11 protein-coding genes are annotated in these 12,613 nt (G+C 40.0%); 9 read left to right on the plus strand and 2 right to left on the minus strand.

From position 1 onward, the window contains the following. Window positions 1–4: 4 nt before the first annotated feature. Together ACZM60_RS06910 and ACZM60_RS06915 are read right to left on the minus strand one after the other, a co-directional pair. Window positions 5–1,318 (minus strand): SpoIID/LytB domain-containing protein, encoded by a 1,314-nt coding sequence (locus tag ACZM60_RS06910; protein ID WP_489521126.1) that lies wholly within the window; start codon window positions 1,316–1,318, stop codon window positions 5–7. Window positions 1,319–1,331: 13 nt separating this feature from the next. Continuing rightward, window positions 1,332–3,743, minus strand: coding sequence for a DUF4922 domain-containing protein (locus ACZM60_RS06915; protein ID WP_489521127.1), 2,412 nt, complete (start codon window positions 3,741–3,743; stop codon window positions 1,332–1,334). Between the two features lie 132 nt (window positions 3,744–3,875). Here ACZM60_RS06915 and rlmN point away from each other — a divergent pair, with 132 nt between their 5' ends. Genes rlmN through ACZM60_RS06960 form a run of 9 tightly spaced genes read left to right on the plus strand, consistent with a single transcriptional unit; the run spans window position 3,876 to window position 12,599 of the window. Next, the gene (gene rlmN, locus ACZM60_RS06920) at window positions 3,876–4,925 is read left to right on the plus strand and encodes a dual-specificity RNA methyltransferase RlmN (protein ID WP_489521128.1); all 1,050 of its coding nucleotides are present in this window, start codon (window positions 3,876–3,878) and stop codon (window positions 4,923–4,925) included. An 11-nt stretch (window positions 4,926–4,936) separates the two neighbouring features. After that, window positions 4,937–6,007 carry a DUF4837 family protein gene (locus ACZM60_RS06925; protein ID WP_021970218.1) on the plus strand — a complete coding sequence of 357 codons (1,071 nt, stop codon included), beginning with the start codon at window positions 4,937–4,939 and terminating at the stop codon, window positions 6,005–6,007. 7 nt (window positions 6,008–6,014) lie between these two features. After that, window positions 6,015–7,109, plus strand: coding sequence for a 4-hydroxythreonine-4-phosphate dehydrogenase PdxA (gene pdxA / locus ACZM60_RS06930; protein WP_489521129.1), 1,095 nt, complete (start codon window positions 6,015–6,017; stop codon window positions 7,107–7,109). Window positions 7,110–7,115: 6 nt separating this feature from the next. Then, window positions 7,116–7,826, plus strand: coding sequence for a nucleotidyltransferase family protein (locus ACZM60_RS06935; protein WP_489521130.1), 711 nt, complete (start codon window positions 7,116–7,118; stop codon window positions 7,824–7,826). Window positions 7,827–7,836: 10 nt separating this feature from the next. Next, a complete protein-coding gene (locus ACZM60_RS06940) occupies window positions 7,837–8,703 on the plus strand; it encodes an ATP-grasp domain-containing protein (RefSeq protein ID WP_489521131.1) in 867 nt (288 codons plus the stop codon). Window position 8,704: 1 nt separating this feature from the next. Then, entirely contained in the window at window positions 8,705–9,655 is a 951-nt protein-coding gene (locus ACZM60_RS06945) for a CDP-alcohol phosphatidyltransferase family protein (protein ID WP_489521132.1), read from the plus strand. Beyond that, the gene (locus tag ACZM60_RS06950) at window positions 9,652–10,674 is read left to right on the plus strand and encodes a lysylphosphatidylglycerol synthase transmembrane domain-containing protein (protein WP_489521133.1); all 1,023 of its coding nucleotides are present in this window, start codon (window positions 9,652–9,654) and stop codon (window positions 10,672–10,674) included. The genes ACZM60_RS06945 and ACZM60_RS06950 overlap by 4 nt, the downstream gene beginning before the upstream one ends. Then, window positions 10,652–11,368 (plus strand): HAD family hydrolase, encoded by a 717-nt coding sequence (locus ACZM60_RS06955; protein ID WP_489521134.1) that lies wholly within the window; start codon window positions 10,652–10,654, stop codon window positions 11,366–11,368. The genes ACZM60_RS06950 and ACZM60_RS06955 overlap by 23 nt, the downstream gene beginning before the upstream one ends. A 10-nt stretch (window positions 11,369–11,378) precedes the next feature. Next, a complete protein-coding gene (locus ACZM60_RS06960) occupies window positions 11,379–12,599 on the plus strand; it encodes a sugar MFS transporter (protein ID WP_489521135.1) in 1,221 nt (406 codons plus the stop codon). Window positions 12,600–12,613 lie beyond the last annotated feature (14 nt).

Genomic DNA, 12,613 nt, shown 5'->3' on the forward strand with positions numbered 1-12,613 from the left:
AATATTAATACAGTTTTCTTATATCTGCTCCTTTATAATAATGAAGCAGGATTTCATTGTAGTTATAGCCTTGCTCACCCATTACAGCTGCTCCAATTTGACAGAGGCCTACACCATGTCCCCATCCGGCTCCAGTGAGCTCGAACCATGCAGGTACGCCATTGGCATCAGTTTCTCCTTTATCCACGATAAAGGCTGAGCTGAACAAATGAGTAGGAGATAGTGTGCGGCGTATTTCCAGCTCTTTTCCTATGATAAGTGTCTTTTCGGTACCAACTATTTTCAGCTTGCAAATGCGCCCCGATTTCCCTCGTTCTACAGGGATGAGATCGATTATTTTTCCATAGTCGTTCTTTGTGTTACTACGAATCAATTCGGAAAGTTCCTCTTGTGTGTAGCGGACTTTCCAGCGGTAGAAGTTGGTTGTTTCCTGATCGTAGTTGTTCAGAATCTGTGAGATAATCGCCTTGTCGTTCGTATAACAGAAGCTCTCAGGAGTGCTTCGTATCCACTTTTCTGCTTCACTTTCCAAAGTCAGATCGGGCAATACTCCTTCTTCCTTTGTATCACGTACCGCACTCAGGTATGGATAATTCTTATCTTCCCAGCAAGTGTTGAATACTTCGCTTACTCCTCCACAGCATTTGGAGAAGCGTGCATCGCAGATGCTGTTTTTATACATCAGTACCTGACCTTGTGTCGCTTTGACTGCTTCGACAACACTCTTGTTGGATGCTTTTGTTATGCCTTGGTAGCGCTGGCAGTGATCGTCGGCACATACGTCGAATATGGTATGGTCTTCGCGATCGTACCACCGGATATATTCAGTATCAGTCTTGATGAAAGAAAAGAATCCGTTGTCGTGTTTGCTCATCGCTTTACGCTTCTCTATCTGGGCAAGCAGCCAGCTTCTGGAAATGACGGCATGAGCCTTCAGAAACTCAGGAGAGGAGGTGGCATTCATCTCGGACGAAATGACGCTGATGAGGTAATCCTCGGCCGGCAGAATATTGATGGCTGTAATCTTTCCTTCGTCCACTACCAACTTGAGCGTACCGTTGAAGTGCAGAGTTTCCTGACGTTCCCAATGAAAATTGATGCCAATGGTTACATCATACAAGGAGAAAGAGGCCTCGTCTTCTACGGGTGTGAAGGTAAGCTCACGGTATACGTTGCCGTTCCACAAGATTCCTCCTTCATCAAAAGACACAACCTGATTGCCGGTAACAGTTTCACCTTTCACCAGGAAATGTGAATTGAGTGTAAAATGAATCTCTTGAGCATTGACAATGCCCACGCTTATTTCTGGTTCTTTCATGATGCGCTAAGTGTTAATTGCTGTATGATACTTCTTTATATATTTGTAAGATATCTTGTTCTGTTATTTTGTCAAAATCTTCCTTGCGGGGAGTAACCAATAAACCTGCCATGTCAAGTGCTCCGGGGCTGACAAGAATCTGTGCATTGCCGGATGCTGTATAGCAGGCCGGACGATGTTTCTCTCGTGGAAGGTATACTACGGTGAAACCGCGTACGGGGTCGTTCCACGCAAACAGATTATATCTGGGTTCATATTCTCCATCATGTATTGGAAGGGTATGCAGATATTCTTCTATCAGTTCCGGACTTGTTGTCATAGATTGGTCAGTAACAAAAGCCTGGATCGGGCAGATATAATTCGTTATCTGATAAGAACGACATCTACTTCCGTTAACCATGTTTTGCTCTTTTGTACAGACAGCTGTAGACATTAGTCTGTCCCATTGGCGAATCAAAGGAATATCATTTTGCAGTACAGCTTGAAAATGGAAATGGTCGGGGGCGGAAGCTCCACATTTTGCACCGTTGTAGAATACAGCATATCCGGGTTCAAAATGTGTTTCAAGCCAATTTACTAATCCACCGGGAAGCTGACGTTCTGTCTTGTCGGCAAGTATCTGGTCCTGATGCTTCAAACTGGAGATTGTAAGATGTCCATGAAGTATCGGATAAGGGTTTACGCGTAAGCTGAAAGGTTCGTTTAATGAAATAATGATTTCATCTTGTCCCTTAGGCTTGTTTTCGGAGCATAAGAAGCAAGGACGTGCTTCTATCGATGCCTTGTCGATTTTAGCACATGTAGAAACAGCCCGTGCCGGATTGAATTGTACGGTTATCGTATTACCATTCAAATGGAACGTACGCGTTTCTATTTTGTCAAGTGCTTCGTGGTTGGTTCGTGCTGTCTGCCATTTAGCTAATTGACTTTCAAAGAAAAGCTCACCGGGGTGTTTCTTCTTGTTCATGTCATGGCGCAGTTTCATTTCCAAGGTACGCAGACTATCTTTATAACTGTTGTTTAAGTTGACTTTCTCAATGCTTAGTGCTGCGTCGGAATTGCCTTCCCATCGGCGGCATAAGTACAATACATCGTAGATACGTCCGATATGGTAGCTACGTGAAAAGGCCAGTCCGAGTGCATAATCTTCTCCGTAACTGGTGTTCGGTACACGAATCTTTCGTAGGAGAGGAGTGTAGAATGCACGGGGAGCTCCCAGCCCATTGATGCGTAAAGCATTATTATGCCCATTTTCGTCTGTCCATTCTTTATGGTCGATAACTCCAGGAGGAAGAGTTTGTAAGGCAAAATCTGTCATGCGATAAGAACCGATGACCATGGCGCATTGTTCTTTATAGAATTTATCGACAATGGTTTGCAGCGTATCCGGACTGCTATATAGATCATCGCTATCTAACTGTATGGCAAAACGGCCGCATTGTGCGTGGTTTATACCTAAATTCCAGCATCCGCCTATTCCCAAATCAGTCCGCTCAGGTATCAGATGAATGACTTTGGAATTATTTTTATAATGCTCGATAATTTCACTTGTTCCGTCGGTAGAGTGATTATCGATAATAATCAGGTTAAAAGGAAAACGGGTTTTCTGTTCCAGTACGGAACGAATTGCATCGTCGATAGTACGAGCGCGGTTACGTACCGGTATAATGACCGAAGCTTCGTAAAGAAAATTTCCTTCACTTACATCTATGGTACATCGGGTTGGTGCAAGATAAGTTCCACTTTTCTTTAGGTGCCGGGTGAAAACCACTTCCCGCTCTATTTGTACTTGACGGTTGCGCGGGTCTACGTAGTCAAATTGTTTTTCACCAGATTTGCGTAAATCTATTTCGGCTTCGGTATAGAGATACTCCCGTATATGAGTCAGCTCACCATACCGTGATAAGGCCAGGCGTAAGGCATACAGTGCAGAATAATGATATTCATCTTCGGATGTTATTTCATCGACAGCTTTTTTCAATGCCTCGGAACGAAACATAAGTAAAGAACCGAAGTCAAAATCATCACGTACGCTTCCCAACTGGTAGTCGATGACCGGATGAGGCTTTCTCTCTCCTTTTATTATTTTGTAATGATCGGCATATACCATACAGCATTGGGGCACTGAAAGATAATCGCACATGCGTTCGATTGCCATATAACCCAGTTCGAAATTATGTACTTGTGTGTAGATTAACGTGTATGGTGTATTGGCGTACTGAGCTATTTGCTTATATCTTTCGGTCGAATCGGTTGGTGATGCAGGTAGAAGGTGGCATCTTTCCGGCAGTTTGATGTTCGTATCAGACTGTGCTGATAGTAAGAATATCTGGTCTATGCTGGGGCATGCCAGCAATTCGCCTATTGTTTTATCAAATTGATTTTCACTTCCGTAAGGAAGAAAACATGTGACTGTTTTATTCATATTTAATACATTTATAAGGACAAAGATAGGCAATATATCTTATTTTTTGCCTAACTTTGTGCGCTAATTGTATAGAATGGAATATTCTTTTGTACAGATTATTTGTTCAACTTGTGCAAAAACGGTGAAATAATGACAGATTTAAAAACTCCCTTATTGGGAAAGACTTTAAGTGAGCTGCAATGTATCGTGCGCGATTTGGGTATGCCTGCCTTTACGGCAAAGCAAATCGCCGGATGGCTATATGATAAAAAGGTGTTTTCGATAGACGAGATGACCAACTTGTCATTGAAGAACCGTGAACGTTTGAAAGAAAATTATGAAGTAGGGGCAACTCCACCTGTTCACGAGATGCGTTCGGTGGATGGAACCGTAAAATATTTGTTTTGTGCTCCCGAGGGGGATTATATCGAATCCGTGTATATTCCTGATGATGATCGTGCTACATTGTGTGTTTCATCGCAGGTGGGCTGTAAGATGAATTGTAAATTTTGTATGACAGGTAAACAGGGATATACTAATAGCCTGACCCCAGCGCAGATATTGAATCAGGTATATTCTGTACCAGAACGTGATACTTTGACAAATATTGTGTTCATGGGAATGGGAGAACCTTTTGATAATTTGGATGCAGTGTTACGTTCGTTGGAGATTCTTACGGCTGATTATGGCTATGCATGGAGTCCGAAACGAATTACCGTATCGACGGTAGGATTGCGGAAAGGTCTGGAACGTTTCCTGGAAGAAAGTGATTGCCATTTGGCCGTCAGCTTGCATTCACCGTTCCCGTCGCAGCGTGGAGAACTGATGCCGGCGGAGAAGGCTTTTTCCATTACCGAAATCGTTGATATACTTAAACGTTATGATTTTAGTAAGCAACGTCGTTTGTCTTTTGAATATATTGTGTTCAAGGGAGTGAACGATAGTATGATATATGCCAAAGAGTTGATAAAGTTGCTGCGTGGGTTAGATTGCCGTATCAATCTTATACGTTTTCATGCTATTCCGAATGTTGATTTGGAAGGTACGGATATGGATGCTATGATTGCATTCCGCGACTATCTGACACAGCACGGCGTATTTGCAACTATTCGTGCTTCACGTGGTGAAGATATTTTTGCTGCATGTGGAATGTTGTCTACAGCAAAACAGCAAGCAGAAAAAAAGAAAGATACTAACTAAATAAAGAAATTATGAAGCGTTTAGCCTTTTATCTGAGTCTGGCACTTGTTGTGCTGGCATTAGCTTCTTGTAAGGGAGATGGAAAAAGTCTTATAACTCCAGCTTCCAGTGGCCGCCCTTATGAAGTATTGGTAGTAGCCGATGATAATTGTTGGATGAGTCCCGATAGTGCACTCTATCATGTACTGGATACAGATGTGCCTGGATTGCCCCAGCCGGAGCGTTCATTTCGTATATCACGGGTTCGTACTGCTTATTATGACCGTACGATGCGTTTGTTCCGTAATATTATTCTTGTAGATATTAATCCGAAAGCCTATACTCAGGTAAAGTTTAAATATTCACGTGATGTTTATTCTTCTCCTCAGATGATTATGACAATTCAGGCTCCTAATCAAAAAGAATTTGATGATTATGTTTCCCGTAATGGTAATTTGATCATTGATTTCTTTACACGGGCAGAAATGAACCGTGAGATTAAAATGTTGGAGAAAAAACATAATCAAGTTGTTTCAGCAAAAGTTGGAAGTCTTTTTGATTGTGATATTTGGATGCCGATTGAAATGGAATCCTATAAGGAAGGAAAAGACTTTTTCTGGTCATCTACCAATTTGAATGATTTGAACTTTGTGATGTATACTTTCCCGTTCAAGGATAAGGATACGTTTACAAAGGCATATTTTATTCATAAGCGTGATTCTGTAATGAAAATAAATATACCGGGTGAACGTGAAGGTATGTACATGGAAACAGCTGATTCTTCTTTAGTCGATGTGAGAAATATTGCTGTAAAAGGTGATTATGCATTTGAAGTTCGCGGATTATGGGAAATGAAAAATGACGCTATGGGTGGTCCGTTTGTTGCACACATGCGGGTTGACCGTGCGAACGCTCGTGTAATAGTAGTTGAAGGCTTTGTTTATAATCCGGGCCGACTAAAACGTGATCAGATTCGCCGATTGAATGCAGCTCTGTATACTTTGAGATTGCCTTCCGAAAAAACGGTATCGGAAATACCTGTGGATGGCGCACTGACAGAAGAGAAAGTAGATCATAAAGCAGAACAAACTAGCAATAAATAAGAAAACTATGGAAGAACGTAAGATAAAGGTGGGTATCACCCATGGAGATATAAATGGAATTGGCTATGAAGTTATATTGAAAGCCTTTTCCGACCCTGCGATGCTGGATTTGTGTACACCGGTTATTTATGGCTCGCCTAAAGTAGCTGCTTATCACCGGAAGGCAATGGATATACAGACTAATTTCAGTATCATTAATTCTGCTTCAGAGGCTCAGGATGGACGTGTAAATATTATCAACTGTACGGAAGAAGAACTGAAGGTAGAACTGACAAAACCGACACAAGAGGCTGGGCGTGCGGCATTGGCTGCTTTGGAAATGTCGTTGAAAGAATATCGTGAAGGATTGTTTGATGTGTTGGTTACAGCTCCAATCAATAAACATACAATACAGTCGGAAACATTTCATTTCCCTGGTCATACCGAGTATATCGAAGAACGTGTAGGAGAAGGCCAGAAAGCTTTGATGATTTTGCTGAAAGATGATTTCCGGGTGGCTTTGGTTACCGGACATGTTCCTGTCAGTGAAATAGCAAAAGACTTGACACAAGAACTAATAATGGAAAAGATGGCTATTTTCCATCACTCTTTGAAACAGGATTTTGGTATTGACAATCCTCGTATTGCTGTTTTCTCTCTGAATCCTCATGCGGGTGATAACGGGCTGATTGGTAGTGAGGAACAGACAATCATTATTCCGGCAATGGAGGAGATGATAAAAAAAGGAGTGCAGTGTTTCGGCCCATATCCGGCAGATGGTTTTATGGGTTCTGGCAATTATCGCCATTTTGATGGTATCCTGGCGATGTACCATGATCAAGGACTGGCTCCGTTTAAGGCTTTGGCTATGGATGAAGGTGTGAATTTTACAGCAGGACTGCCTATTGTTCGCACTTCTCCAGCTCATGGTACTGCATATGATATTGCAGGTCAAGGTATCGCGTCGGAAGATTCTTTCCGTCAGGCAATATATGTGGCATTGGACGTTTTTCGGAATCGTTGTATTGAAAGAGAAATTAGTGCCCATCCGTTGCGCAAACAATATTACGAGAAACGTGATGATAGTGACAAGTTAAAGCTTGATACGATAGAGGAAGAATAACTATTTATGAAGTTTGCTATAATATCTGCCGGGGAAGGTTCCAGACTTTCTCAGGAAGGAGTTCAGTTGCCCAAGCCATTGGTGCAACTGAACGGAGAAGCTATGATAGATCGTTTGATTCGCATCTTTGCTAAAAATGGGGCAAGCCAGGTGGTCATTATAATTAATAATGAAGTACAGGCTACGAAAGAACATTTGGTAAAGCTTAAGGAGAGTATGGCTCTACCTTTGGAAGTCGTAGTGAAGACGACTCCAAGTTCAATGCATAGCTTTTATGAAATTAGTCCTTACCTGAAGGATGATAAGTTTTGTCTGACAACGGTTGATACAGTTTTTCGAGAAGAAGAGTTTACTCATTTTATTGATGCTTTTAGAGCATCGGAAAATGATGGCATGATGGCGGTGACAGATTATATAGATGACGAGAAGCCATTATATATATCTACTGATAGGAAGTTGAATATTACAGGATTTTACGATGCAATGACTCCTGACTGCCAATATATATCTGGCGGTATTTATTGTTTGAGTCCGAAAGCAATTAATGTTTTGCAGTCATGTATTGAAAAGGGTATTTCACGCATGCGTAATTTTCAGCGTCAATTGGTTGCCGAAGGTATGAAACTTACGGCTTATCCATTTTCAAAAATATTGGATGTAGATCATGCAAGTGACATAATAAAAGCGGAGGCTTTTTTAAATAATCAAGAAGACTAAAAATGTAACAATGTGTTTGGTTCACGAAAAAATAAAGGTAATAGGAATAAGTAGAGGTAATGAGTATTCGCCAAATCATGTAGATAATGATGCTGCTATATTTAAAATAGTAGCCCAAAAATTAGAAGAAAAGGGTATCGATGTAGAGATATGGACTGAGAAAGAGTTTGTTTCGCAGCAGATAAAAGCTAATTTTATATTTGGTATGGCACGCGATCGTGCTACGATAGAGTATTTAAAGCAATTGGAAGATAATGGTAGTGTAGTTGTAAACTCTGCTTATGGAATTGCCAATTGCATGCGAAAGTCGATGACAGAACTGTTGATAAAGAATGGCTTTGCCCATCCTAAAAGTTTTATTATCTCTACCGATGGTGAATTCGCTCCAGATATTTTCCCTTGCTGGATAAAACGTGGAGATTCACATGCAATGGTGAAGGAGGATGTAGTATATGTAGAATGTAGAGAAAAGGCAGAACAGGTACTGGCAGACTTTCGTTTACGAGGAATTCCTGAAGCTGTGGTTAATGAACATTTAGTAGGTGATTTAGTCAAGTTTTATGGTGTACAGGGAACTGATTTCTTTTTTTCTTTTTATCCTACAGAAGAATCTCATAGTAAGTTGGGCTTAGAAACCGTGAATGGTGGAACACATGGTTACCCATTTGATAAAGATTTGCTATATCGATGTAGTTCAGCATTTGCAGAAATACTGGACGTACCTATTTATGGAGGTGATTGTATCGTTTCATCTACTGGAGAAATCAGAATCATAGATTTTAATGATTGGCCAAGTTTTGCTCGCTGCCGAGAGGAAGCTGGTATTAAAATAGCAGAATGTATTTATAATAAGGTAATGGCTAAACTGGAGGAATAAGATGGAAATAGATAAGAAGGGATTTGAGGCTTCTTTTAAATCGATGGATACAGAAGAAACTCTGGATATTTATTTTAATCGTCCGATAGGCTATTTATGGGCCTTATTTTTTAAACGTTTAGGAGTACATCCCAATGTTGTAACAATATTGTCTATATTTTTAGGTGTGGGGGCTGGGATAATGTTTTATTATCCGGATCTGAAACATACCTTGATCGGGATTTTTTTGTTAATATGGGCCAATCACTATGATAGTTGTGACGGACAGTTGGCCCGTCTTACTGGTAAAAAAACACGTTGGGGGCGCATGCTGGATGGCTTTGCTGGTGATATTTGGTTCTTTTCCATTTATTTGGCGATTTGTTTACGGCTGATGAATCAGCCACTTCCTTTAGGTATTGGAGTTGAATGTGGCTGGACCTGGAGCTGGATTATCTGGATATTGGCTTTGATATCTGGGACAGTTTGCCATAGCAAGCAATGTACTTTGGCTGATTATTACCGTAATATTCATTTGTTTTTTCTGAAGGGGAGAGGTGGCAGTGAGCTGGATAACTTTAAACAGCAGCGTGCCATTTTTTATAGTTTGCCTTGGAAAGGGAATTTCTGGTGGAAAGCATTCCTTTATTTTTACGGGAACTATACTCGTCAGCAAGAACGGTTGACTCCTTCTTTTCAGCGTTTTTATGCTTGGGTATTGCGGACTTATGGAGATAATATTCCCCGTGATTTATGTGAGGAGTTCCGTAAATTAAGCTTGCCTTTGATGAAATATGCTAATATCTTGACATTTAATACACGAGCCATAGCTTTGTACATCAGTTTGCTGATAGGTGAACCTTATTTTTATTTCATATTCGAGATTGTTGTAATGACTTCTTTGTTCTTGTATATGCGTCATCGTCATGAGGCTATTTGTTCTTATCTTTATCAGAAATACGCTAAGCAATGAAAGAAAAATTTCGAAATATATTTTGGCTCTTCGGACTCTTTGCAATCGTCGTAATGCTCTGTACATTCGATATGGATTATCAGGAGCTGTGGCAAAATTTGCAAAAAGCAGGATATTGGCTTCCCGCAGTTGTATTGTTGTGGGTGTTTATCTATTTTTTGAATACATGTTCATGGTATGCTATTATTCGTGATGGAAAGCATGCTTCTGTTCCATTTTGGAAAGTTTATAAGTATACAGTTTCTGGCTTTGCTTTAAATTATGCGACTCCAGTAGGCTTGATGGGGGGAGAGCCTTATCGTATTATGGAACTGACACCTTATGTTGGAGCAAGTAAGGCAACTTCTTCTGTCATTTTATATGTTATGATGCATATCTTCTCTCATTTTTGTTTTTGGTTGTGTTCTGTTATATTGTATCTTATAATGGAGCCTGTCAATATGGCGATGGGAGTTTTGTTGGGCGTTGTTGGTATTTGTTGCTTCGTGGCAATTTATTTCTTTATGAAAGGGTACAAAAATGGTATGGCCGTACGTACTTTGAAATTATTGGGGCATGTCCCTTTTATAAAAAAATGGGCACAACATTTTGTGGAAGAGAAGAGGGAAACTCTGGAACGTGTTGACAGACAAATAGCAGAGTTGCATGGGCAGCGTAAATCGACATTTTATTTAGCATTAGGATTAGAGTTTATGGCTCGCATTGTAGGTTGTGTAGAGATATTTTTTATCTTAAATATTCTTACTACAGATGTTAGTTTTGTTTCGTGTATTCTGATAATGGCGTTTACTTCACTTTTTGCGAACTTGTTTTTTTTCTCTCCTATGCAACTTGGAGCTCGTGAGGGAGGATTTGCTTTGGCTACTGGTGGATTAGCTATATCAAGCGCATTTGGCGTGTATACGGGGCTTATTACTCGTGTGCGTGAATTAATATGGATTGTAATAGGTGTACTATTGATGAAATTAGGCAATGGTACAGATAATATAAAAATTGATGAAAAAATTAACAGACATTAAAGGTATTATTTTTGATTACGGAGGGACACTTGATACGAACTCTCGTCATTGGGCAGAAGTCTTATGGGAAAAATATGAAGAATGTCATATTCCTGTAAGTAAGGCTGACTTTCGTGAGGCTTATGTGCATGGCGAACGTACGTTGGCGTGTGTTCCGTTAGTAAAGCCGACATACAATTTTCATGATGTGTTGCGTATTAAAGCAAAAATTCAATTAGAATTTTTAGTGGAGCATGGAAAATTAGATCAAGCTAATGTCATGAATTATGCTGAAGAGGTAGCCGACAGATGTTATAGATATGTATTGGATGTCCTGATAAAAACACGTCCTGTTGTGCAAAAACTTACAGAAAAGTATAAGTTGGTGCTGGTCTCAAATTTTTATGGTAATATACAGAGTGTTTTGAAAGATTTTTGTTTGTACGACTTCTTCTCAGAAATTATAGAATCTTCTGCAGTAGGGGTGCGTAAACCTGATCCGGCTATTTATCGTTTAGGCGTGGAGGCTATGGGATTCTCTCCAGAGAGTGTGCTGGTTGTTGGTGATTCTTTTTCGAAGGATATCATTCCAGCCAAAGCTATCGGTTGTAAGGTTGCTTGGTTGAAAGGTGAAGGGTGGGGAAATGAAGAGATAGATGAATCCTTGCCCGATATAATAATTACAGATTTGATTTGTTTGCTTCATTATTTATAAGAAATTATTTATGACAGAAAAACGTATTCCTTTGGTAGAGAAACAATATCGCCTACCTTTTATATTATTGACTTCCCTTTTCTTTTTATGGGGATTTGCACATGCTATATTGGATGTTTTGAATAAACATTTTCAGGAAATACTGGATATTACTAAGACTCATTCGGCAATGGTACAGGTTACCATGTATATGGGTTATTTTATTATGGCTATACCTGCTGGACTTTTTATTAATCGTTTCGGCTATCGTAAAGGAGTTGTGTTGGGATTGCTTCTTTATGGAGTAGGAGCTTTATTGTTTATTCCTGGTCAGCATTTTGCTTCATTCAATGCATTTTTGTTTGCTCTGTTTGTCATAGGGTGCGGACTTACTTTTTTGGAAACGGCTGCTAATCCGTATGTGACAGAATTAGGTGCAAAGGAAACTGCTGCTAGTCGTTTGAATTTTGCACAGTCATTTAATGGTATGGGATGTATATGTGCGCCTTTATTTGTCGGATTATTGTTGTTCTCCAACGATGATCAACAAAGTGCTTCAAACAGTAATGTCGCTTTACCATATGTTTGTATGGGTATACTGGTTTTAATAGTAGCTGCTATTTTTATGAAAGTGAAGCTCCCGGAAATCCAACATGGTGTAGAAGTTGACGAAGAAGGCAGAAGTGTAGGCTTATGGTCACATAAACTTTTTATATTTGGCTTGTTTGCCTTATTTGCTTATGAGATTGGTGAAATATCTATCAATAGCTTTTTCATTAATTATGTAGTGGAACAAAAGTGGATGAATGCCCGTTATGCTTCTTTGGTCTTGTCTTTTGGCGGGTTAGGTTTATTCATGACGGGACGTTTTGTTGGCAGTTGGATTATGCAACGTGTAAGTGCGGAACGGATGTTGTTTTATTGTGCAACAGGAACTGTTATCACTACTACTATTGTGTTGTTAGACTTTGGAATTTGTTCACTTATAGCATTATTATGTGGATATGCTTTTGAGGCAATAATGTTTCCTACAATTTTTGCTTTATCACTGAAAGGATTAGGTAATCATACCAAACGTGCATCTTCGTTTTTGATGATGTCGCCAGTGGGAGGAGTTGTAGGTCCATTGTTGATGGGGTATGTAGCCGATACTACTACGATGGTGTATGCTTTTGCTGTGCCATGGGTTGCTTATGCCGTCGTTTGGTTGTATGCTCGCAAAATGTTGTCTGTATCTATTTGCAAAAGATAAAAAGAGAAGAAGCC

The organism is Phocaeicola sp. (genome assembly GCF_057861905.1).